This is a genomic window from Rugamonas rubra, from assembly GCF_900114705.1.
GTDB lineage: Bacteria > Pseudomonadota > Gammaproteobacteria > Burkholderiales > Burkholderiaceae_D > Rugamonas > Rugamonas rubra.
In genome coordinates, this window is sequence record NZ_FOTW01000029.1 from 33883 (window position 1) to 56456 (window position 22574).

The 22574-nt window shown below is 66.0% G+C and carries 22 protein-coding genes; 14 read left to right on the forward strand and 8 right to left on the reverse strand.

Features of this window, described 5'->3' with window-relative positions; genetic code table 11:
* The first annotated feature begins 205 nt into the window (after window positions 1-205).
* Window positions 206-1075: a cell envelope integrity TolA family protein gene (locus BM252_RS25440; RefSeq protein ID WP_245774442.1), complete on the forward strand. Its 870-nt coding sequence runs from the start codon at window positions 206-208 to the stop codon at window positions 1073-1075.
* Between the two features lie 42 nt (window positions 1076-1117).
* Window positions 1118-1951, forward strand: a complete 834-nt coding sequence (locus BM252_RS25445) for an alpha/beta hydrolase (protein WP_093390471.1) — start codon at window positions 1118-1120, stop codon at window positions 1949-1951.
* Window positions 1952-2113: 162 nt separating this feature from the next.
* Here BM252_RS25445 and hemB read toward each other — a convergent pair whose 3' ends face one another.
* Window positions 2114-3130 (reverse strand): porphobilinogen synthase, encoded by a 1017-nt coding sequence (hemB, locus tag BM252_RS25450; protein WP_093390472.1) that lies wholly within the window; start codon window positions 3128-3130, stop codon window positions 2114-2116.
* 27 nt (window positions 3131-3157) lie between these two features.
* Window positions 3158-3949 (reverse strand): ribosome biogenesis GTP-binding protein YihA/YsxC, encoded by a 792-nt coding sequence (gene yihA / locus BM252_RS25455; protein WP_093390473.1) that lies wholly within the window; start codon window positions 3947-3949, stop codon window positions 3158-3160.
* 181 nt (window positions 3950-4130) lie between these two features.
* Here yihA and BM252_RS25460 point away from each other — a divergent pair, with 181 nt between their 5' ends.
* From BM252_RS25460 to BM252_RS25480, 5 genes are all read left to right on the forward strand, one after another.
* Entirely contained in the window at window positions 4131-4796 is a 666-nt protein-coding gene (locus BM252_RS25460; protein WP_093390474.1) for a c-type cytochrome, read from the forward strand.
* 158 nt (window positions 4797-4954) lie between these two features.
* On the forward strand, window positions 4955-7045 hold the full coding sequence (locus BM252_RS25465) for a cytochrome c biogenesis protein ResB (RefSeq protein WP_093390475.1): 2091 nt from the start codon (window positions 4955-4957) through the stop codon (window positions 7043-7045).
* Window positions 7046-7093: 48 nt separating this feature from the next.
* Complete coding sequence (gene ccsB / locus BM252_RS25470; protein WP_093390476.1) at window positions 7094-8248, forward strand: c-type cytochrome biogenesis protein CcsB; 1155 nt, start codon at window positions 7094-7096, stop codon at window positions 8246-8248.
* A gap of 130 nt (window positions 8249-8378) precedes the next feature.
* The gene (gene msrP / locus BM252_RS25475) at window positions 8379-9347 is read left to right on the forward strand and encodes a protein-methionine-sulfoxide reductase catalytic subunit MsrP (RefSeq protein ID WP_093390509.1); all 969 of its coding nucleotides are present in this window, start codon (window positions 8379-8381) and stop codon (window positions 9345-9347) included.
* A 14-nt stretch (window positions 9348-9361) separates the two neighbouring features.
* Entirely contained in the window at window positions 9362-10036 is a 675-nt protein-coding gene (locus BM252_RS25480) for a protein-methionine-sulfoxide reductase heme-binding subunit MsrQ (protein ID WP_093390477.1), read from the forward strand.
* 256 nt (window positions 10037-10292) lie between these two features.
* Here the strand turns inward: BM252_RS25480 and BM252_RS25485 are convergent, their stop codons facing one another.
* From BM252_RS25485 to BM252_RS31235, 3 genes are all read right to left on the reverse strand, one after another.
* Window positions 10293-11234 (reverse strand): Abi family protein, encoded by a 942-nt coding sequence (locus BM252_RS25485; protein WP_093390478.1) that lies wholly within the window; start codon window positions 11232-11234, stop codon window positions 10293-10295.
* A gap of 300 nt (window positions 11235-11534) precedes the next feature.
* On the reverse strand, window positions 11535-11801 hold the full coding sequence (locus tag BM252_RS25490) for a type II toxin-antitoxin system RelB/DinJ family antitoxin (protein WP_093390479.1): 267 nt from the start codon (window positions 11799-11801) through the stop codon (window positions 11535-11537).
* Complete coding sequence (locus BM252_RS31235) at window positions 11764-11982, reverse strand: hypothetical protein (RefSeq protein ID WP_174900682.1); 219 nt, start codon at window positions 11980-11982, stop codon at window positions 11764-11766. The genes BM252_RS25490 and BM252_RS31235 overlap by 38 nt, the downstream gene beginning before the upstream one ends.
* Before the next feature lie 203 nt (window positions 11983-12185).
* Between BM252_RS31235 and BM252_RS31240 the strand changes: the two genes are divergently transcribed.
* Window positions 12186-12359 (forward strand): hypothetical protein, encoded by a 174-nt coding sequence (locus tag BM252_RS31240; RefSeq protein ID WP_174900683.1) that lies wholly within the window; start codon window positions 12186-12188, stop codon window positions 12357-12359.
* A gap of 93 nt (window positions 12360-12452) precedes the next feature.
* Here BM252_RS31240 and lysA read toward each other — a convergent pair whose 3' ends face one another.
* Together lysA and lptM are read right to left on the reverse strand one after the other, a co-directional pair.
* Window positions 12453-13730 (reverse strand): diaminopimelate decarboxylase, encoded by a 1278-nt coding sequence (gene lysA, locus BM252_RS25495; RefSeq protein WP_093390480.1) that lies wholly within the window; start codon window positions 13728-13730, stop codon window positions 12453-12455.
* Window positions 13731-13744: 14 nt separating this feature from the next.
* Window positions 13745-13933: an LPS translocon maturation chaperone LptM gene (lptM, locus tag BM252_RS30510; RefSeq protein WP_245774443.1), complete on the reverse strand. Its 189-nt coding sequence runs from the start codon at window positions 13931-13933 to the stop codon at window positions 13745-13747.
* A gap of 40 nt (window positions 13934-13973) precedes the next feature.
* Between lptM and cyaY the strand changes: the two genes are divergently transcribed.
* Window positions 13974-14309 (forward strand): iron donor protein CyaY, encoded by a 336-nt coding sequence (gene cyaY / locus BM252_RS25505; RefSeq protein WP_093390482.1) that lies wholly within the window; start codon window positions 13974-13976, stop codon window positions 14307-14309.
* 75 nt (window positions 14310-14384) lie between these two features.
* On the opposite strand, the gene BM252_RS25510 is transcribed toward cyaY, so the two are convergent.
* Entirely contained in the window at window positions 14385-16730 is a 2346-nt protein-coding gene (locus tag BM252_RS25510) for a penicillin-binding protein 1A (RefSeq protein WP_093390483.1), read from the reverse strand.
* Between the two features lie 506 nt (window positions 16731-17236).
* Between BM252_RS25510 and BM252_RS25515 the strand changes: the two genes are divergently transcribed.
* From BM252_RS25515 to BM252_RS25535, 5 genes are read left to right on the forward strand one after another with little or no spacing between them, the layout of a single operon-like run.
* Window positions 17237-18310, forward strand: a complete 1074-nt coding sequence (locus tag BM252_RS25515; RefSeq protein WP_093390510.1) for a pilus assembly protein PilM — start codon at window positions 17237-17239, stop codon at window positions 18308-18310.
* Entirely contained in the window at window positions 18310-18969 is a 660-nt protein-coding gene (locus tag BM252_RS25520) for a PilN domain-containing protein (protein ID WP_093390484.1), read from the forward strand. The genes BM252_RS25515 and BM252_RS25520 overlap by 1 nt, the downstream gene beginning before the upstream one ends.
* 12 nt (window positions 18970-18981) lie before the next feature.
* Window positions 18982-19647 (forward strand): type IV pilus inner membrane component PilO, encoded by a 666-nt coding sequence (locus BM252_RS25525; protein WP_093390485.1) that lies wholly within the window; start codon window positions 18982-18984, stop codon window positions 19645-19647.
* On the forward strand, window positions 19644-20270 hold the full coding sequence (locus BM252_RS25530; RefSeq protein ID WP_093390486.1) for a pilus assembly protein PilP: 627 nt from the start codon (window positions 19644-19646) through the stop codon (window positions 20268-20270). The genes BM252_RS25525 and BM252_RS25530 overlap by 4 nt, the downstream gene beginning before the upstream one ends.
* Window positions 20267-22558, forward strand: a complete 2292-nt coding sequence (locus tag BM252_RS25535) for a type IV pilus secretin PilQ (RefSeq protein WP_245774444.1) — start codon at window positions 20267-20269, stop codon at window positions 22556-22558. The genes BM252_RS25530 and BM252_RS25535 overlap by 4 nt, the downstream gene beginning before the upstream one ends.
* The last annotated feature ends 16 nt before the right edge of the window (window positions 22559-22574 follow it).

Genomic DNA, 22574 nt, shown 5'->3' on the forward strand with positions numbered 1-22574 from the left:
GCGGATACATACCGTAACATCCCTCAAGGCCGCACTCTAGTAAGCTGTGCTCGCTCAGGTTGCCAGACGCCCCCCGCCGGGGGCGGCGTCTGGCCATGCCTGTCGGAGCGGTTCCCAAAACGGCGGGACTCTGGCACTATGGCCGCATTTTGTAGACTTCGCCCCAAAGAAGGTTCGATTTATTTTGCACGACAATACCCATTCAATGTCAGCAGATAGCGAGTACTGCGTGACCTGCGGCCAGAAGCTGCCGCCGCCGGAAGGGTTCGCCTACGGCACACGCAAACCGATGTCGAATCGGATCGGCATCGCCATCTCGGTGGGGCTGCACTTGATCGGCGTGCTGTACTACCTGTTCCGGCCGGCCGAGCCCTTCCACCGCACGCCGCCGCCGGGCGGCGGGCAGATCGTCTACATCGAGCCGCTCAAGCCGAACCAGCCCAAGCTGCCCAAGCAGCAGCCGAAGAAGACCGAGGTGGCCAAGGCCAAGCCGCCGCCGCAGCAGCGGCAAAAGACCGCGACGATCACGCCGCCGGCCGCCAAGCCGAAACTGGAGACCTACGTGCCGCCGGTTGTGGCGCCGATGCAACCGCCGCCCGAGCAGGACATGTCGGAAATGATCGCCAAGGCGCGCGCCCGCCGCGCCGCCGCCAACCCGACGCCGGCCGAACCGGCGGCGGAGAGCGACGCCGAGCGCGGCCTACGCATCGCCAAGGCCAACATCGCCGGCGCCCAGGGCCGCTCGAACGGCGCCGACCGCGACGACACCGGCGGCGTGTTCACCATCCTGAGCCAGACCTCGCACAGCGCCGACGTCAAGTTCAAGGGCTGGAACGCCAACTTCAAACGCAACTGGAGCCAGCAGGTGCACGTGGAGCAGGGCGCCGAGCTGGATATCGAGACGGCCATCGTCAAGCAGATGATCGTGGTGATCCGCAAGGAAAAAACCGACGACTTCCAGTGGGATTCGCACCGCCTCGGCCGCGTCGTCAACATGAGCGCGCGCAAGGAGGACGAGGCCGAATTGACCGCCTTCCTGATGAAGGAAATGTTTCCCGAACACCGGCGCCGCTGACCGTCGGGCGCGGCCGCCATCGACCATTTGATTGGAGCACGCATGAAGCGGACCGCCTATTTGCTAGCCTTGTGTTTGACCTTGTTGGGTGCCCAGCCGGCGCCGGCCGGCGCAGCCGCGCCGGTCCCCGCCGACCAGGCCGCAGCGGCCGCGCCGCCGCCCGGCAGCGTGATGCAGGTCGCCTCGCGCGGCAGCAGCGTGCCGGTCTACGCGGTGTGGAACGAGCATGCCGTCGCCACGCTGGTGCTGTTTTCGGGTGGTAACGGCGGCTACGGCAAGATCGGTGCCGACGGCTGGCCCTCCAGCCAAAACTTCCTGATCCGTTCGGCCAAGCTGTTCGCCGCCCAGCCCGTCAACGTGGTGCTGGTCGGCCTGGCGCCGGACTTGCGCGAGCTCGACGGCCGCGCCCGCATCGGCGAGCAGCATGCGCAGGACAACCAGGCCATCTTCAAGATGGTCAAGGCGCGCAGTTCGGCGCCGCTGTGGCTGCTCGGCACCAGCATGGGGACTATCTCGGTGGCCTCGGCGGCGATCCGCGACAGCGTCGTCGGCGACCTGGCCGGCATCGTGCTCAGCTCCTCGGTGACCGCCTACCGGGTCGAGGGCGCCGTGCCGAGCCAGCTGCTGGAGTTGATCCACGTGCCGGTGCTGGTGGTGCACCACCAGCGCGACGCCTGCAAGATCTGCGCGCCGCACGAGGCGCAGTACCTGGCCGCGCGGCTGCCCAACGCGCCGTTCAAGAAGGTGGTGCTGGTCGACGGCGGCGGCCAGCCCAGCGGCGACGCCTGCGGCGCGCTGGACTACCACGGCTACATCGGCATGGAGCAACAGGTGGTCGATTTGATGACGGCCTGGCTGCGCCGGCCGGCTGATTGAGGCGATCCCGGCGGTGGCTGGGGTCGTTCACGGAGCGCACCGGCGCAAAACCTAGGGTCAGACCCTCAGGGTCTGACCCTGTCCCGGCGTCACCGGCGTCGCCAAAAAAACAGGGCGAACCCGCGAAGGTTCGCCCTGTTTGTCTCCGCCGGCGGAGGCCGCCTAGGCGCGCGCCTTGAGCAGGCGCGCCACGTCGAGCGCGAAGTAGGTCAGCACGGCGTCGGCGCCGGCGCGCTTGAACGACAGCATCGCCTCCATCATCACCTTGTCGTGGTCCAGCCAGCCGTTTTGCGCGGCCGCCTTGATCATCGCGTACTCGCCGCTGACCTGGTAGGCGAAGGTCGGCACCTTGAACTCGTCCTTGACGCGGCGCACGATGTCCAGATACGGCATGCCGGGCTTGACCATCACCATGTCGGCGCCCTCGGCCAGGTCGAGGCCGACCTCGCGCAAGGCCTCGTCGCTGTTGGCCGGGTCCATCTGGTAGGTGTTCTTGTCGCCCTTGCCCAGGTTCTTGGCCGAGCCGACCGCGTCGCGGAAGGGGCCGTAGAAGGCCGAGGCGTACTTGGCCGAGTAGGCCATGATGCGGGTGTGGATCAGGCCGTGCTCCTCCAGCGCGGCGCGCACCGCGCCGATGCGTCCGTCCATCATGTCCGACGGCGCCACCACGTCGACGCCGGCCTGGGCCTGGGTCAGCGCCTGGCGCACCAGCATGTCGGTGGTGACGTCGTTGATGACGTAGCCGTTGTCGTCGATCAGGCCGTCCTGGCCGTGGCTGGTGTACGGGTCGAGCGCGACGTCGGTCAGGATGCCCAGGTCGGGGAAGGCCTGCTTGAGGGCGCGCACGGCGCGCGGCACCAGGCCGTCGGGGTTGGTCGCCTCGATGCCGTCGGGGGTCTTCTTGGCCGCGTCGATGACCGGGAACAAGGCCAGCACAGGGATGCCCAGCGCCACACATTCCTCCGCCACCTTCAACAACAGGTCCACCGAAACCCGCTCGACGCCCGGCATCGACAGCACCGGCTCGCGCTGGTTGACGCCGTCGAGGATGAAGACCGGATAGATCAGGTCGGCTGCCGTGACGTTGTTCTCGCGCATCAGCGCGCGCGAGAACGGGTCGCGGCGCATGCGGCGCATGCGGATGGCGGGGAATTGGGCGGAAACGTGTGGTGTGTGCATCGCTGGAAATTCCAATACTAAAAAAGTTTAGGTTTTGTCGCTGCCGATATCCTTTTGGGTATCGGTGCCGCCTGCGTCGGCGCCGTCGTCCGCTGCGGACTTCGGCTCGACATCGTCCTCCATCTCGATCAGGGCCACCTGGGCGGCGGCCGCCTCGACGCCGATGCCGGCCAGTTCGACGATCTTGTCGTTGGCCTCCTCGATGCCGATGCGCTTGAGGGCGGAGAACAGTTGCACGGTGAAGGGGAAGCCGACGCCGTCCTCGTCGACATAGCTGTCGAGCTTGGCCTTGGTCTGGCGCAGCACGTTGACCGACTCGTTGCGGTTGAGCTTGTCGACCTTGGTCAGGATGCAGTGGATCGGCTTGCCGGTGGGGGCGAACCATTCGAGCATCTGGATGTCGAGGTCGGTGAACGGGCGGCGCGAGTCCATGATCAGGATCAGCGCGGCGAGCTGTTCGCGCCGCTGCACATAGTCGCCCAGCAGGCGTTGCCAGTGCAGTTTGGCCGAACCGGACACCTCGGCGTAGCCGTAGCCGGGCAAGTCGACCAGCAGGCACTCGATCTCCTCGACGATGGTGGCGTCCTTGCGGTGCTGGGCGATGTGCGCGCCGCCGATCGAGAAGTAGTTGATATGCTGGGTGCGGCCGGGGGTCTTGGAGGCGAACGCCAAGCCTTTCTGGTTGCACAAAATGTTGATGGCGGTCGATTTGCCGGCGTTGGAGCGACCTGCAAAGGCGATTTCCGGCACCGTGGTGTCGGGGAGGTCACGCAGTTGGTTGACGGTCGTGAAGAAGCGGGCTTGCCAGAGTTTGGACATGGGATAGGTAGATATTGCAACAAAAGGGGGCGAAAACGCCAGGAAGCTATTGTACAATAAGGGGTTACGAATTGTTGCTACGCATATTTTTGATGCTTCAGCGCCGAATTGATGCTTTTGCGGCTGCCGCAGGCGAGCAATGTTCGACCTCTAATTTATTGACTAGTCTCAGGGTGTCTGAATGAATCGTGCGTTTTCACCATTTGTAAAATCCTTGTTCGTCACTCTGCTGGCCGTTTCGGCAGCCGCTTCGGCGTCTGAAGCCGCCCACGGCGCCGCCGCCAAGGTCGATCCCGCCAAGGGCGCCGCCCTGTACGCCGACGGCGACGCGGCGCGCGGCCTGCCGGCCTGCGTGTCCTGCCACGGCGCGGCCGGCAACTCGACCATCACGGTCAACCCGAAACTGGCCGGCCAGCACGAATCCTACCTCTACAAGCAGTTGGTGAACTTCACCACCCCCGAGCGCAACCAGCCGGTGATGACGACCTTCGCCACCATGCTGAGCGACGCGGAGAAGAAGGACATCGCCGCCTATCTGGCTGCGCAGGCCTCCAAGCCGGGCGCCGCGAAGAACAAGGACACCGTCGAGATCGGCAAGCGGATCTACCGTGGCGGCATCGCCGAGAAGAGCATTCCGGCCTGCGCCAGCTGCCACGGCGCCTCCGGCACCGGCATCCCGGTGCAGTACCCGCGTCTGGCCGGCCAGCACCAGGATTACACTGGCGCCCAGCTGACGCTGTTCCGCGCCGGCGGCCGTCACAACAGCCCGCAAATGACCACCATCGCCAACCGCATGTCCGACGATGAGATCAAGGCTGTCTCCGACTACATCGCTGGCTTGAAGTAAACTCCGAAACCCCCGGCAGCCGCACTGCGGTGCGGCGGCGGGTGTGCAAGTGAAAAGGGCAGCAGCGTGAGCGGGCTGCCCTTTTTGTTGGTATGCTGCCGCAGCCGCGCCGTGTTTCCCTCGTCTTCCAGTCGTCCCACTTTAAGATTGTCCCGCGCATGAGTAGCCCCAGCACCACCGGAATAGAATTGCAGACCCGCCGACGCGGCCTGGCCGAAGCCGTCGAACTATTGTCCTCGATGCGTTTCGCCATCAGCCTGCTGACCCTGATCGCCATCGCCGCCATGATCGGCACGGTGATGAAGCAGAACGAGCCGATGCCCAACTATGTCAACCAGTTCGGCCCGTTCTGGTTCGAGGTGTTCGCCAAGGTGGGCCTGTACGCCGTCTACTCGGCCTGGTGGTTCCTGCTGATCATGGGCTTCCTGGTGATGTCGACCTCGCTGTGCATCATCCGCAACACGCCGAAGATGCTGCGCGACATGCGCAGCTGGCGCGAGAACGTGCGCGAGCAGTCGCTGCTCAACTTCCACCACAAGGAGCACTGGCAGACCGCGCTGGCCGGCCCGGCGCTGGCCCAGCAGACCGTCAAGCGCCTGGCCGACGCCGGCTACCGCAGCAAGGTGGTCGAGAAGGAGAACGGCATCCTGGTCGCCGCCAAGCAGGGCGCCGCCAACAAGTTCGGCTACATCTTCGCCCACTCGGCCATCGTCATCATCTGCGTCGGCGGCCTGCTCGACTCGGACATGCCGATCCGCGCGCAGGAATGGTTCCTCGGCAAGACGGCCTTCGCCGGCAACGGCGTCATCGCCGACATTCCGGCCAAGCACCGCCTCGGCCTGGGCAACCCCACCTTCCGCGGCAACACCATGATCCCCGAGGGCTCGGCCAGCAGCAGCGCCATCATCCCGCGCGCCGACGGCGTGCTGATCCAGGACCTGCCGTTCACCATCGAGCTGAAGAAGTTCAACATCGACTTCTACAGCACCGGCATGCCCAAGCTGTTCGCCAGCGAGGTGGTGGTGCGCGACCACGCCACGGGCAAGACCACCAAGGCCGTCATCGAGGTCAACAAGCCGCTGATCCACGGCGGCCTGGCGATCTACCAGTCCAGCTTCGAGGACGGCGGCAGCAAGCTGCGCCTGACCGGCTACCCGATGCGCGGCCAGCAGCGCGAAACCTTCCCGCTGGCCGGCGAGGTCGGCGCCTCGACGCCGATGACGCCCACCTACACCGTCGAGTGGACCGGTTTCCGTCCCTTCAACGTGGAGAACCTGGCCAGCCAGGACGCCCGCGCCGTCACCAAGGGCCAGAGCCTGAACGAGCAGTTCGCCGTCGGCCTGGACAAGCGGCTCGGCTCGGCCGGCAAGAACGCCAACAACAAGGACCTGAAGAACGTCGGCCCGAGCGTGACCTACAAGCTGCGCGACCAGACCGGCCAGGCGCGCGAGTACCAGAACTATATGCAGCCGGTGACGGTCGACGGCGCCACGGTGTTCCTGGCCGGCATGCGCGTCAACCCGGGCGACCCGTTCAGCTTCCTGCGCATTCCCGCCGACGAGGCCCACGGCGTCGGCGAGTGGATGCGCCTGCGCGCCGCGCTGCAGGACCCGGCGCTGCGCGCCGAGGCGGCGCAGCGCTACGCCCGCCGCGCCATGTCGGCCAGCGGCGGCGAGGCGCTGCGCGGCCAGTTGCAGGAGTCGGCCGCGCGCAGCCTGGCCATCTTCGCCGGCGACGGCAAGGAGGCCGGCTTCCTTGCCATCTCGCACTTCCTCGAGAAGGTGCCGGCCGCCGAGCAGGAAAAAGCCGCCGACATCTTCATGAAGATCCTCAACGGCAGCCTGTGGGAGCTGTGGCAGGCGGCGCGCGGCCACGACGGCCTGGCCCCGGTGGCCAGCGACGAGGCGCACGGCCGCTTCCTGCGCCTGGCCACCAACGCCCTGTCGGACGCCTTCTTCTACGCCGCCCCGGTCTACCTGCAGCTCGACGACTTCACCGAGGTCAAGGCCTCGGTGTTCCAGGTCACCAAGTCGCCCGGCCAGGTGGTGGTGTACACCGGCTGCCTGTTCCTGGTGCTGGGCGTGTTCGCCATGTTCTACATCCGCGAACGCCGCGTCTGGGTGTGGATCAAGCCGCGCGCCGACGGCGCCGGCAGCGAGGCGCTGATGGCCATGAGCACGCAGCGCAAGACCTTGGACTTTGAACATGAATTCGCCAGTTTGAAAGAAAAACTGCCGCAATCGGCGTAAGCTGCATGATGCCGGTCCGCGCGCGCGCGGGCCGTTCAGGAGAAAACGATGGAACTGTCACAAACGCACACCACCTACACCCAGGCGCCCGGCTACTTCAAGCGCCTGACCCCGCTCGACTGGATCTACGCGCTGGCCCTGATGGCGGCCGCGCTGTTCGCGCTGAACCGCTACGGCGCCTACATGGACGTCTACGAAAAGTGCATCCTGCTGGCCGCCGCGCCCACCTTCGCCGCGCTGGGCTGGCACTGGAAGCCGGTGCGCTGGCTGATCCCGCTGATGGCCCTGCTGGCGCTGTTCGCCATCTCGCTGTACGAGGGCAACCTCGACCTGGCCAACAAGAAATTCCTGCTCAAGTACATGTTGTCGAGCCAGTCGGCCATCCTGTGGATGGGCACGATGTTCTTCCTCTCGACCCTGTTCTACCTGATCGGCCTGGTGTCGCGCTCGCCGTTCGGCAGCTCGGTCGGCTCGGCGCTGTGCTGGGCCGGCGTGGTGCTGGGCCTGACCGGCATGATGGTGCGCTGGTACGAGTCCTACCTGATCGGCGCCGACGTCGGCCACATCCCCATCTCCAACCTGTACGAAGTGTTCATCCTGTTCTCGCTGATCACGGCGATGTTCTACCTGTACTACGAGCAACGCTACAACACCCGCCAGCTGGGCGCGTTCGTGCTGCTGGTGATCTCGGCGGCGGTCGGCTTCCTGCTGTGGTACACCGTCACCCGCGACGCCGCCGACATCCAGCCGCTGGTGCCGGCGTTGCAGAGCTGGTGGATGAAGATCCACGTGCCGGCCAACTTCATCGGCTACGGCACCTTCTCGCTGTCGGCCATGGTGGCGGCGGCCTACCTGCTCAAGTCGAGCGGCTACCTGGCCGACCGCCTGCCGTCGCTCGAGGTGCTCGACGACGTGATGTACAAGGCCATCTCGGTCGGTTTCGCCTTCTTCACCGTCGCCACCATCCTCGGCGCGCTGTGGGCGGCCGAGGCCTGGGGCGGCTACTGGTCGTGGGACCCGAAGGAGACCTGGGCGCTGATCGTCTGGCTCAACTACGCCGCCTGGCTGCACATGCGCCTGATGACGGGCCTGCGCGGCCGCGTGGCGGCCTGGTGGGCGCTGGTGGGCCTGCTGGTGACCACCTTCGCCTTCCTCGGCGTGAACATGTTCCTGTCGGGCCTGCACTCCTACGGCAAGCTGTAAGACGGCGCAGGGCGGGGCGGCCGGCCGAAATGTAATCGGCTTGTCATCCCGGCCGGCAAAAGAAAGGTGTAAGGTTTGGACTTCTGGCGAGACCAAGTCTGAACCTTGCACCTTTTTCTTTGGAGTGAACATGCTGATCAAACGTTCCGATGGACTGATACTGCCGTCCGACATCACCCCGCGCGCGGTGTTCGAATCGCGCCGTGGTTTCATCAAGCAGCTCGCCGTCGGCGGCGCCGCCAGCGCCGGCCTGATCGACATGGCCAGCCGCGAGGCCTTCGCCCAGGGGCTCAATCCCAAGCTGGCCGCCAAGCTCAATCCCGCCTACTCGGCGCTGGACAAGCAGAGCGCCTACAAGGACGCCACCAGCTACAACAACTTCTACGAGTTCGGCACCGACAAGAGCGACCCGGCGCAATACGCCGGCACGCTCAAGCCACGGCCGTGGACGGTGAGCATCGAGGGCGAGGTGAAAAAGCCGATGACCCTGGACTTGGACGCGCTGCTCAAGCTGGCGCCGCTGGAGGAGCGGGTCTACCGCCTGCGCTGCGTCGAGGGCTGGTCGATGGTGATCCCGTGGGTCGGCTATTCCTTCTCCGAGATCATCAAGAAGGTCGAGCCGACCGGCAACGCCAAATACGTCGAGTTCATCTCGCTGGCCGACAAGAAGCAGATGCCCGGCGTCGGCAGCCGCGTGCTGAACTGGCCCTACGTCGAGGGCCTGCGCATCGACGAGGCCAACCACCCGCTGGCGCTGCTGACGCTGGGCATGTACGGCGAAACGCTGCCGAACCAGAACGGCGCGCCGGTGCGCATGGTGCTGCCGTGGAAGTACGGCTTCAAGTCGGCCAAGTCGATCGTCAAGATCCGTTTCGTCAAGGAACAGCCGCGCACGGCGTGGAACCAGGCGGCGCCGGCGGAGTACGGCTTCTATTCGAACGTCAACCCCGAGGTCGACCACCCGCGCTGGTCGCAGGCCAGCGAGCGGCGCATCGGCGAGGACGGCTTCCTGGCGCGCAAGCGCAAGACCCTGATGTTCAACGGCTACAGCGACGTGGCGTCGATGTACTCCGGCATGGACCTGAAAAAATTCTTCTAGGCTAGACCAAGACCATGGCATTCCATCCCACCCCGCGCCAGTACGGCGCCATCCGCGCGCTGCTGTTCCTGCTGGCGCTGGTCCCCTTGGGCCGCATGGTGTATTTGACGCTGAGCGGCCAGCTGGTCGAGCCGCTCGAGTTCATCACGCGCGGCACCGGCGACTGGACCCTGTACTTCCTTTGCATCACCCTGGCGGTGACGCCGCTGCGCCGCCTGAGCAAGTGGAACTGGCTGATCAAGCTGCGCCGCATGCTGGGCCTGTACGTGTTCTTCTACGCCGCGCTGCACTTCACCACCTTCCTGTGGTTCGACCATTTCTTCGATGTGCAGGAGATGTGGGCGGACGTGCTGAAGCGGCCCTTCATCACGGTCGGCTTCGTCGCCTTCGTGCTGTTGATTCCGCTGGCCGTCACCAGCAGCAACGCCATGGTGCGCCGCCTGGGCGGCAAGCAATGGCAGTGGTTGCACCGGCTGGTGTATGTGATCGCGCCGCTGGGCATCCTGCACTTCTGGTGGATGAAGGCGGGCAAGCACAACTTCACCCAGCCGATCATCTTCGGCCTGGTCGTCGCCGTGCTGCTCGGCGTGCGCGTGGTGTGGAGCCGCCGCAAGGCGCGCGAGGCGCGGGCGCTGGCCCCGGCCCAGGCCGGCGGCGCGGCCTGTTGCGGCGGCGGTTGCCGCTCCTAGATAAAGTGCATTTAAGTCAAGGGAACGGCAGCGTGCGCACGAGACCGAGCGCAGTAAGCATCGCGGCCGGGGAAAAGTAACGGACGCACCGACTTCGCAGGTTAGCGAACCGTTCGTGACAGTGCGCTCGAGACGGCGAACCTGAAGAGGTTGGCGCTGCCCGGGTGCGGAATAGGGAGTACGATGCTACCAACTTTGAGCGTGCCCAATGTCGCACTGCTTGATGCCTTTGGCGATTAATGATTAGTTAGATGACTCAATAAAAATAGCGGCCCGCTATCAAACGCTCGCGGAACTTGATCTGACGCTTCTTGAAGGTATTTTTTCCGCGCTGAGGTAGCTCGGTTGAGTCCAGAATTGCACGATAGGTGCCCACCACCCCGCCCAGCTGACGGTAGGTGACCAGCGCTTGGCGATGGAGCAGCGCCTGTAGGGACCACCAATGATCGCTGTTCTGGATGTAGCTTGGGATGTGCGGATCAATCCACCCGGCGAGCCAACAGACGTTGTCCGCGAAGAGTTGAAGGCTGTTGACGGTGTGGCGAGGCCGGCGAGGAATCAGTCCGAGGATACCTTGGTGATTGAACTCGGGAGTAGTCCAGAGGGAGTCATGGTGCCCGATTCGATTTCGTACATCTCGGATCCTCTTGAGTAGGTCCATGACCCGTCTCCTGAAGGCTTGATCCCCGTAAGGTACGGTCAACGTGTCTGGGGCGTGCGGGAACACAGCGGCAAGTATGGTGGATTGGAGTCCTGCAGGCTGGGAAGAGTGGCTAAGCCCGCCAATCAATACCTCCCAGAAACCGAAGGGCAGAGCGGCCACAATGTCATCGGGGGTGACCCTATAGCCAGAGGGCTTCTTGCCCTTGATTTTTGCCACTACCGCTGTCACATCCTCCGTCGACTTCTTGCTTAGCTTGTGCCGGGCAGGCAGGAGCGCCGGTGCCGCCGGGTTGATCGCGTGTGCCGGGTTCGGCCGCTTCATCATCCAGTCAACGGAATCGACGTTGCCAAAGTGCTGCGACAGGGCTCGATGAAGGGCATTTCGGAATGAAACCTCGAAGTCGCCAAGAATGGGCAGCAGACCAGCGCCGACCGCTTGGTTCCAAGCGTAGCAGCCGAGGACGTCCTTGTCGGACTTGGTTTTGAAGTAGGACTGTATCGTGGCCAGTCGGGGAGCCGTGAGGTGCTTCAGCATCAGTAGGCTATTGATTCGTTAGGGTTAGCGATGCTATACTTCAAAGCATAGAGACAAGGATTTTCCGGGAAACTGGTCGTGCCCTTGTAAATTGAGGACAGAGCCCGCATTAGCGGGCTTTGGCCTTTCTAGAGTCGAATTCTATCGTTTAGAACACTAAACGGCAATGAAATGGCTCTCACCGAATAGTTCCGGTACAACTTCCAACTCAGCTAAAACTGCTGCTTTTGCCCAGCAGCATTTGATGCGACCTTACTTTTTTAAACATCCGTTGAGTTGCGGTTGGACAAGCCAGAGTGGTCAATCGTCCGCATTCAAGTCTGTCATCAAGTCCGCGATGGTTGCGGCGGTCTTCACCTCTCCCGCAGCGACCTTGGCCAGTGCCTTGCGGCTGCTCTTGTTCGGAACTTGGACGTCGAAGGGGAGGCATTTTTCCTCCGCGACGCGCCGTAGCAATATGCGTATCACGTCGGGAACGGTCAAACCCATCGCATCCAGTGTCTCGGTTGCGACCTTCTTGGTGTGAGCGTCAATCCGAACGCGAATACTGGGATCGTTGCTTGCCATGAATTTCCTTTTGCCTATTGATCGTCTGGCAGGCCGGCCTCGGGGTACAGCTTCGGGAAGTGGAAGGGCAGGGCGCCCAGCGCAGCGACGCCGAGACGATATGCTCGGCCATCGCCTGCACTTCCAGCAATTGCCGGTCGGTAAGCAACAAGGGTTCGAATTGATAGGGTTCGAGATACATTTTGCCGACTTTTTTGCCGAGTTGTGATACATCTAACTGTTTGATTGTACGCCGCTTTATTTTAATCCTGGCGACGTTTCGGCGGACATTTTGCCGACTTTCCCGGGGCGGCGGAGCCGGCGGCAAAGCCTTAGTGCGCAAGCGAACGGTGCCCAAAACGCGGCGGGTGTATGGTGGGGCTTCCACTTACCGAGGAGTCCGTCATGAGCAAGCACAGCAGCGATCCGCGCGAGCAGCAGCAACGCGAGGCCGAACAGGCTCAGCAGGAAGCGAACCGGAACAAGCAGGAGGCCGAGGCGAAGGAGGTGGCGGGACGCCACAAGAACGACGGCCAGAAGGACCACAAGGGCGCCGACAAGGGGCCGCGCGGCCAGTAGCAAGCAAATGAAAAAAGCCGATCGCGTGAACGATCGGCTTTTTTGCTTGGGCCAGGGGCCGGCGGGCAGCAAGCCACCCGGCGGCGGCGCGGCCTACTTGATCAGCGTTTCCAGCGCGAACAGCTCGGCCGGCGTTTCGCGCCGGCGCACCAGGTGGCACTGGGCGCCGTCGACGATGACCTCGGCGGCGCGGCCACGGGTGTTGTAGTTCGACGCCATGGTCATGCCGTAGGCGCCGGCCTGCAGCATCACCAGCAGGTCGCCGCTTTGCACCGCCAGCGCGCGGTCGCGCGCCAGCCAGTCGCCCGATTCGCAAATCGGGCCGACCACGTCGTAGCTCAGCGCCGGCGTGTCCGACTCGACCACCGGTCGCATGTCCATCCAGGCCTGGTAGAGGGCCGGGCGGGCCATGTCGTTCATCGCCGCGTCGACCACGCAGAAGTTCTTTTCCTCGCCGTGCTTGATGAACTCGACCTTGGTCAGCAGCACGCCGGTGTTGCCGACGATGGAGCGGCCCGGCTCGAAGATCACCTTGATCGGCCGGCCGCCGTGGTTGGCGGCGCGCCAGGCGTCGATGCGCTGGAACAGGCGGCCCAGGTAGTCGCCCACCGGCACCGGCGCGTCCTCGCCGGCCTCGCCGTAGCTGATGCCGATGCCGCCGCCGATGTCGAGGTGGTGCAGCACGATGCCCTCCCGGCCGAGCGCGTCGATCAGTTCGATCAGGCGGTCGAGCGCCTCGAGCAGCGGGGCGTCGTCGAGCAGCTGCGAGCCGATGTGGCAGTCGATGCCGGCCACCGCCAGGTGCGGCAGGGCGGCGGCGGCGCGGTAGGTGGCCAGCGCGTCGTCGAAGGCGACGCCGAACTTGCTGGCCTTCAGGCCGGTGGCGATGTAGGGGTGGGTCTTGGCGTCGACGTTGGGGTTGACGCGCAGCGACACGCGCGCCGTCTTGCCCATCGCGCCGGCCACCTCGTTGAGGCGGTGCAGCTCGGGGATCGACTCGACGTTGAAGCAGAGGATGTCGTGCTCGAGCGCCAGGCGCATCTCGGCGACGCTCTTGCCGACGCCGGAGAAGATCACCTTGCGCGGGTCGCCGCCGGCGGCCACCACGCGCAGCAGCTCGCCGCCGGAGACGATGTCGAAGCCGGCGCCCTGGCGCGCCAGCAGGTCGAGGATGGCCAGGTTGGAGTTGGCCTTCATGGCGTAGCAGACCAGCGCGTCGCGGCCGGCGCAGGCGTCGGCGTAGGCGGCGAAGTTCTCCAGCAGGGCGGCCTTGGAGTAGACGTAGGTGGGCGTGCCGAACTGCTCGGCGATGGCGCTCAGGGAGGCGCCGTCGGCGTGCAGCACGCCGTCTTGGTAAGCGAAATGCGACATAGGGACTTGGGAACTTAGTGTTGGGGGGCGGTGGACGGGGCCGGCGCTGGCGCTGGCGCAGCGGCGGCTTTGCCTGGCTCGGCGCTCGTGGCGGGCTTGGCGGGGGCCTTGGGCAGGTACAGCGGGCCGGGTTGGCCGCAGCCGCTCAGCAGGGCGGACAGGCACAGGATGGTGCCGATAAACAGCGCAGGTGTGGACTTCACGATTAGAATCTTGGTTTGACTTGAGATATTGGAGTGTAGCATGGGCGAATCAGAATTCCTGGCGCAGGCCGAGGCCACCCTCAGCGCCATCGAGGCGGCGCTGGACCGTTTGAACGACCAGGAGCTGCTCGACGTCGAGTGCAGCCGCAGCGGCAACGTGCTGGAGATCGAGTTCATCGACAACGGCAGCAAGATCATCGTCAACAGCCAGGCGGCGATGCAGGAGCTGTGGGTGGCGGCGCGCTCGGGCGGCTTCCACTACAAGCAGCAGGGCGGTCTGTGGTGCAACACGCGCGACGGCTCGGAGCTGTTCGCCACGCTGTCGGGCCTGGTCAGCGCCCAGGCCGGCGCGACGGTGGTGCTGGCCCAAGGCTAAACCAGTTGTTCGGCAACAACGGCGGCGCGGCGTGGTTCGCCGCCGCCGCCGCCGCCAAGCGGCCTCGGCGCGGCGTCAGAACAGCTCGTTCTTGACGGCGTCCTTGGCCTTTTCCTCGGCCGGCGTGCCGTGGCTGCCGCCCTCCAGGCTGTGCACCCCGCTGCCGGGCGGGTTCTCGGCGTAGTAGTAGTCGTCGCCGACCAGCATCAGGCCGTCGGGCACGGCGCGCTCCTCGATCGGGATGTTCTTCAGCGCCTTCTGCATGTAGTTGATCCAGATCGGCAGCGCCAGGCCGCCGCCGGTCTCGCGGTTGCCCAGGTTCTTCGGCTGGTCGTAGCCGATCCAGGCGATGCCCACCAGCTTGCTCTGGTAGCCGGCGAACCAGGCGTCGATCGAGTCGTTGGTGGTGCCGGTCTTGCCCGAGATGTCGGGGCGTTTCAGCACCAGCGCCTTGGTCGCCGTGCCGAAGCGCACCACGTCCTTCAGCATCGAATCCATCAGGTAGGCGTTGCGCTCGTCGATGACGCGGTTCTTCTCGTCGCCGGCCAGGTCGGGCGCGGCCTGCGACAGGATCTTGCCGTCGGCGTCGGTGACCTTGGCGATCAAGTAGGGGTTGACCTTGTAGCCGCCGTTGGCGAACACGGCGTAGGCGCCGGCCATCTGCAGCGGCGTGACGTTGCCGGCGCCCAGCGCCAGGGTCAGGTAGGGCGGGTTCTTCTCGGCGTCGAAGCCGAAACGGGTGGCGTATTCCTGGCCGTACTTGGCGCCGATCTTGTGCAGGATGCGGATCGAGACCATGTTCTTCGACTTGGTCAGGCCGCGCCGCATGCTCATCGGCCCCTCGTACTTGTTGTCGTAGTTCTTGGGTTCCCAGGCCTGGCCGCCGGTCTGCCCGGCGTCGAAGGAGATCGGCGCGTCGTTGATGATGGTGGCCGGCGACAGGCCGCGCTCGAGCGAGGCCGAGTAGATGAAGGGCTTGAACGAGGAGCCCGGCTGGCGCCAGGCCTGGGTGACGTGGTTGAACTTGCTGCGGTTGTAGTCGAAGCCGCCGACCATGGCGCGGATGGCGCCGTCGGTGGTGCTGGCGGCGACGAAGGCCGACTCGATCTCCGGCATCTGGGTGACCAGCCAGTCCTTGCCCTCCTGCATGACGCGGATCACCGCGCCGCGGCGGATGCGCTTGTTCGGCGCCGCCTTCTCGGCCAGCCAGGAGCGGCCCATCTCCAGGCCGGCGCCGCTGATGGCGATCTCCTCGCCGGAGGCGGTGACGGCGGTGATCTTCTGCGGCGTGGCCTGCAGCACCATGGCGGCGACGATGTCGTCGCTGTCCGGGTGGTCGGCCAGCTCGGTCTCGATGGCGTCGTCGGCGTCCTCCTTGCGCGGCGGGATGTCGATGTAGGCCTCCGGGCCGCGATAGGCGTGGCGCTTCTCGTAGTCCATCACGCCGCGGCGCAGCGCCAGGTAGGCGGCGTCCTGGTCGGCCTTGGTGATGGTGGTGAAGACGTTCAGGCCGCGCGTGTAGGTGTCCTCCTTGAACTGCTCGTAGACCAGCTGGCGCGCCATCTCGGCGACGTACTCGGCGTGCACGCCGAACTCGCTGCTGTCGGTCTTGACCTTGAGCTGCTCGGCGCGGGCCTCCTCGAATTGCTTGTCGCTGATGTAGCCGAGCTGATGCATGCGCTGCAGGATGTATTGCTGGCGGGTGCGGGCGCGCTTCGGGTTGACCACCGGGTTGTAGGCCGACGGCGCCTTCGGCAGGCCGGCCAGCATGGCCGCCTCGGCCACCGTGATGTCCTTCAGGCTCTTGCCGAAATAGATCTGCGCGGCCGAGGAGAAGCCGTAGGCGCGCTGGCCAAGGTAGATCTGGTTCATATAGACCTCGAGGATCTGGTCCTTGCTCAGGTTCTGCTCGATCTTCCAGGCCAGCAGCACCTCGTAGGCCTTGCGCTTGAGCGTCTGCTCGCTCGACAGGAAGAAGTTGCGCGCCACCTGCTGGGTGATGGTCGAGGCGCCCTGCTTGGCGCCGCCGGTGGCGTTGTGCAGGGTGGCGCGGACGATGCCGAGGTAGTCGACGCCGCCGTGCTCGTAGAAGCGGTCGTCCTCGATGGCCAGCACGGCCTTCTTCATCACGTCGGGGATGTCCTTGATGCGCACCAGGTTGCGGCGCTCCTCGCCGAATTCGCCGATCAGCACGTTGTCGGCCGAGAAGATCCGCAGCGGCATCTTCGGCCGGTAGTCGGTCAGGGTGTCGAGGTCGGGCAGGTTGGGGTAGGCCAGGGCCAGGCCGAACACCACCAGCAGCACGCCGACCAGGGCCAGGCCGAGCATCGACAGCATGGCCATCAGTAGGAAGCGTTTGGGTTTGGCGCCGGTGGCGGCGCCCTGCGGCGGGACGGGTGCTTGGGGAGTGGAACTGGTCATTTGTTTGTGCAATCTTTCACTGGCGCGAACGTTATCGTTATCCGAATCATTATAAGCGAGCCTATGGGGCGGCGGCGCGCCGCGCCCGGGGGCATGAAAATTTCCCAACTAGCAATAAAACAATTCACTTGTCCAGCCGGCCACAAGGGCGCGGCGGAGTGTGGCGAAACGCGCACACATGCTCAATCGCGCGCAATAGAAATACCTTTACACTCTATTTGCTTGGATTTAATGTAGTGTCTCAAGTAACGCAGGGAAAGCCCAAAGGCGCGCATGCAATATTGTCGCGCGCACCACGGTGGGGCCGCTTGCAGGCGGCTCGATAGGCTTGGCCGCCGTCGTTCATAGTTTGTTCACAGTTCGGTCTCAGATACGTTTTAGATACGCGTTTTTCCACGCAGTTTTTCTAACGGGTCCTCCATGCTCAGAGTGCGAATGCCCATCCGGCGGCTAGGCCAGGTCGGCGCCGATCCGGCGCCGCCACGGCGGCGCGGGGCGTGCGCATGATGCTCGACTTGAAGGCCCTGCTGGGCCAGGGCAATGCGCCGCTGGTCGGCGTCGACATCAGCACCTCCTGCGTGCGTCTGGTCGAGCTGGCGCAGAACGGCAAGGAGGGCTTGCGGCTGGAGCGCTACGCCGCCGAGCTGCTGCCGCGCGGCGCCGTGGTCGACGGCAACATCGAGAACATGGACCAGGTGGTCGACGCCGTGCGCCGCGTCTGGAAGAAGAGCGGCAGCCGGGCCAGGCTGGCGGCGCTGGGCATGCCGCCGGCCTCGGTCATCACCAAGAAGATCATCCTGCCGGCCGGCATGTCGGAGGACCAGCTGGAGGTGCAGGTCGAGTCCGAGGCCAGCCAGTACATCCCCTTCGCCCTCGACGAGGTCAGCCTGGACTTCGACGTCATCGGCCCGGCCGCCAGCTCGCCCGAGGACATCGAGGTGATGCTGGCCGCCTCGCGCCGCGAGAAGGTGGAGGACCGCGTCGCCATCGCCGAGGCCTCCGGCCTGAAGGCCAGCGTGATGGACATCGAGTCCTACGCCGCGCGCGCCGCGCTGGTGCGCGTGGCCGACCTGGCGAAGGGCGGCGCCGGCCAGGTGCTGGCGCTGTTCCAGATCGGCGCCCAGGTGACCCACATCTCGATCCTGCTCGACGGCGCCACCATCTACGAGCGCGAGCAGGCCTTCGGCGGCAACAACCTGACGCAGGACATCGTGCGCGCCTACGGCATGGCCTTCGACGAGGCCGAGGCGCGCAAGAAGTCGGGCGAGCTGCCCGACAACTACGCCAGCGAGCTGCTGCAGCCCTTCCTCGAGAGCGCCGCGCTGGAGGTGACGCGGGCGATCCAGTTCTTCTTCACCTCGACGCCCTACACCCGGGTCGACCAGCTGTTCCTGGCCGGCGGCTGCGCCCTGATCCCCGGCCTGGCCGAGCTGGTCGCCGGGCGCAGCAAGATCGCCACCAGCGTGGCGGCGCCGTTCGCCGGCATGGCGCTGGGGCCGGCGGTGCGCGAGAACCAGCTGCGCGCCGAGGCGGCGGCCTACCTGGTGGCCTGCGGCCTGGCGCTGCGGAGGTTCGGCTGATGATCAAAATCAACCTGCTGCCGCACCGCGAGGAGCGCCGCAAGCAAAAGAAGGCCGCCTTCTTCGCCCTGTTGGCGCTGGGCGCCATCGCCGGCGCCGCCGTGGTGCTGCTGGTGGGCGGCTACAACGCGCGCCGCATGTCGATCCAGAACGAGCGCAACCAGGTGATCAAGGGCGCCATCGTGGTGCTCGACAAGAAGATCGCCGAGATCGCCACGCTGAAGCAGGAGATCGAGGCGCTCAAGGCGCGCCAGCAGGCCGTCGAGGACCTGCAGGGCGACCGCAACCAGCCGGTCTACCTGATGGACGAGCTGGTCAAGCAGACCCCGGCCGGGGTCTACCTGAAATCCTTCAAGCAGGAGGGGCAGAAGGTCGCCGTGGGCGGCTACGCCCAGTCGCAGGAGCGCGTCTCCGAGCTGCTGCGCAACCTGGCCGGCGCCTCGCCGTGGCTGGAGCGGCCCGACCTGGTCGAGGTGCGCTCGACCGGACTGGGGCAGGGCAAGAGCGCCAAGAAAGTGGTCGAGTTCAACCTGACGGTGAACATCAAGCGGCCGCGCGACAAGGATTTGCCGGACAAGTCCGCCAAGCCCAAGCAACCCGGGCCGGCCGGCCGGGCCGTTCCATCCACCGCGCCCGGCCTGCCGCCGGCCGCGCCCTGAACGGGAGCCGAGATGGCCGACCTGAAACTCCTCGGGGCAGCGCTGGCGCAGCAGTTTCGCGGCCTGGGCCAGCGCCATCCCGGCCAGTGGCCGCTGGCGCCGCGCCTGCTGTGCGGCGTCGGCGTGATGGCGGCGGTGGTCGCGCTGGGCTATTTCGCCTATTGGAGCGGCCAGTTCGAGGAGCAGGAGGCGGCCGCCCAGGCCGAGCTCAAGCTGCGCGACGAGTACACCTTCAAGACCAACCAGGCGGTCAACCTGGAGGCGCTGCGGCGGCAGAAGCTGCAGGTCGACCAGTACGTCGAGCGCTTGCAGAAGCAGCTGCCGAGCAAGGCCGAGATGGCCGCGTTGCTGTCGGACATCAACCAGGCCGGGCTCGGGCGCGGCCTGCAGTTCGAGCTGTTCAAGCCGGGCCAGGTGGTGGTGCGCGACTACTACGCCGAGCTGCCGATCGACATCAAGGTCAGCGGCAGCTACCACGACATCGGCGCCTTCGCCGGCGACATGGCCAACCTGCCGCGCATCGTCACGCTCAACAACATGAGCCTGGCCACCGGCAAGGACGGCGTGCTGACCCTGGACGCCGTCGCCAAGACCTTCCGCTACCTCGATCCGGAGGAGGTCAGCGCGCAGCGCAAGGCCATGGCCGACAAGAAAAAGGCGGAGAAGAAAAAATCATGACAGCGCCCGTCCCGCCCCGTTGCCCTGGCGCCGCCGCGCCGGCCGCCGCCGCCCGCCGCGCCGCCCGGCCGCGCGCCGCGCCCGGCCGCGCCGCCCGCGGCCTGTGGCTGGCCGCCGCGCTGCTGGCGCTGGCCGGCTGCAGCGACAGCGACGTGCAGGAGGTGCGCCAGTGGATGAAGCAGGTCGACGGCCAGGCCCAGGTCTACGTGGCGCCGCTGAGCGCGCCGAAGACCTTCATCCCCTTCGCCTACGCCTCGGGCGAGGCGGTCGACCCGTTCAACCCGAACAAGCTGCTGGTCGAGCTGGCCAAATCGGCCAACCGGGGCGGCGGCATCAAGCCGGACACCGAGCGGCGCAAGGAGTTGCTGGAGAGCTATCCGCTCGACACCGTCAAGATGGTCGGCACCATCGAACAGGGCGGCGTGGTCTACGCGCTGCTGCAGGTCGACCGCGCCGTGCACCAGGTGCGCAGCGGCCAGCACGTGGGCCAGAACTTCGGCCTGGTCACCGGCGTCTCCGAGAGCGTGGTGAGCATCAAGGAAATCGTACAGGATGCGACCGGCGACTGGGTCGAACGCATGTCCCGGCTGGAGTTGCAGGAGAGTAAGGAGGACGGCAAATGAACAAGGCACTGAGGATCGCGCGGCGCAGGCCGACGCCGGCGTCGAGCGGGCCGGCGCGGCGGCGGGCGGCCCGGACGGGCCGCGTGCTGGCGCCGCTGCTGGCGGCGCTGGCCGTGCTGGGCCTGTTGGCGGGCCAGCCGGCCCGGGCCCAGGAGAGCACGCCGGCCGGCGCCACCACGGCGGCGCCCGCCAGCGCGGCCGGCAACGCCATCGAGACGATCAGCGCCAACCAGCAGGGCTCGAACGTGATCGTCAAGATCACCCTGAGGGAGGCGCCGGCGCGGCTGCCGATCGGCTTCGCCATCACCAACCCGCCGCGCATCGCGCTCGACTTCGGCGCCACCGTCAACGCCACCGGCAAGAACTCCCTCGACCTGGCGCTGGGCGATCTGCGCAGCGTCAACGTGGTGCAGGCCGGCGAGCGCTCGCGCCTGGTGTTCAACCTCAAGCGCAGCCTGAACTACGCCACGGCGCTCGACGGCAGGGCGGTCATCCTGACCATCGACGGCTCCGGCGGCCTGGCCCAGGCGGTCGACGCCAGCGGCATGCCGGTGGTGGCCAAGCCGGCCGCCGGCTCGGCCACGGCCGCCGCCAAGGCGCCGGCGCGGCAGTTGCTGCGCGATATGGACTTCCGCCGCGGCAGCAACGGCGAGGGCCGCATCGTGGTCGACCTGCCCAACAACCAGGTGGCGGTCGACGTGCGCCAGGTGGCCGCCGGGGTGGTGGTCGACTTCATCAAGACGGGGCTGCCGGAGAGCCTGCGGCGGCGCCTCGACGTGCGCGATTTCGGCACGCCGGTGACGCAGATCACCACCGTGCCGCAGGGCGACAACACGCGCCTGACGGTCGAGGCCAAGGGCCTGTGGGAGCAGAGCGTCTACCAGAGCGACACCCAGCTGGTGATCGACATCAAGCCGATCAAGGAGGACCCCAACAAGCTGGCCCAGGGCACCCAGGGCTACCGTGGCGAGAAGCTGTCGTTCAACTTCCAGAACGTCGAGGTGCGCGCCGCGCTGCAGGCCATCGCCGACATCTCCGGCCTGAACATCATCACCAGCGACAGCGTGGCCGGCAACCTGACCCTGCGCCTGCGCGAGGTGCCGTGGGACCAGGCGCTCGACGTGGTGCTGCAGGCCAAGGGCCTGGACATGCGCAAGAACGGCTCGGTGCTGTGGATCGCCCCCAAGGAGGAGCTGCTGACCAAGGAGAAGCTCGAGCTCGAGCAGCGCGCCCAGATCGCCGACCTGGAGCCGCTCAAGTCGGAGATCTTCCAGCTCAACTACCAGAAGGCCGACGCCTTCAAGACCGTCTTCGGCCTCGAGGGCGGCGGCGCCGACGCCAAGAACCGCGTGCTGTCCAAGCGCGGCAGCGCCATCATCGAGCCGCGCACCAACCAGCTGTTCGTCACCGACATCGCCGCCAAGATCGAGGACATCCGCAAGCTGATCGCCAAGACCGACATCGCCTCCAAGCAGGTGCTGATCGAGGCGCGCATCGTCGAGGCCAGCGACTCGTTCACCCGCAACCTGGGCGCCAAGCTGGGCTTCGCCGACCTGCGCACCATCCGTGGCGGCGACAGCGGCTACCAGTTGGGCAACGGCAACACGCGGATCGGCGTCGGCGGCAACCTGACCGGCATCGGCGAGGTGACCGGCCAGATCAAGCCGACCGACGCCAGCTACAACAACACCCAGTTCGTCAACCTGCCGGCCGCGCCGATCAACGGCGCCGCCGCCGGCAGCCTGGCGATCAGCCTGTTCTCCTCGGTGGCCAACCGCTTCCTCAACCTGGAGTTGTCGGCGCTGGAGGCCGACGGCACCGGCAAGATCATCTCCAGCCCGCGGGTGGTCACCGCCGACAAGGCGGTCGCCCTGATCGAGCAGGGCATCGAGCTGCCCTACCAGGTGGCCACCAGCAGCGGCGCCACCTCGATCGTGTTCCGCAAGGCCAACCTGCGGCTGGAGGTGACGCCGCAGATCACGCCGGACGGCAACGTGGTGCTCGACGTCGACGTCAACAAGGACAGCGTCGGCCAGGAGACCCGCGCCGGCTTCGCCATCGACACCAAGCACGTCAAGACCCAGGTGATGGTCGAGAACGGCGGCACGGTGGTGCTGGGCGGCATCTACCAGCAGATCGAGCGCAACTCGGTGAGCAAGGTGCCGCTGCTGGGCGACGTGCCGGTGCTCGGATATTTGTTCAGGAACAACAGTAGAACCAACGACAAGACCGAACTTCTGGTGTTTATTACACCGAAGATAGTCGCCGAGCGCCTCTCCACCCGATAAAATGCCAACAGTTCCG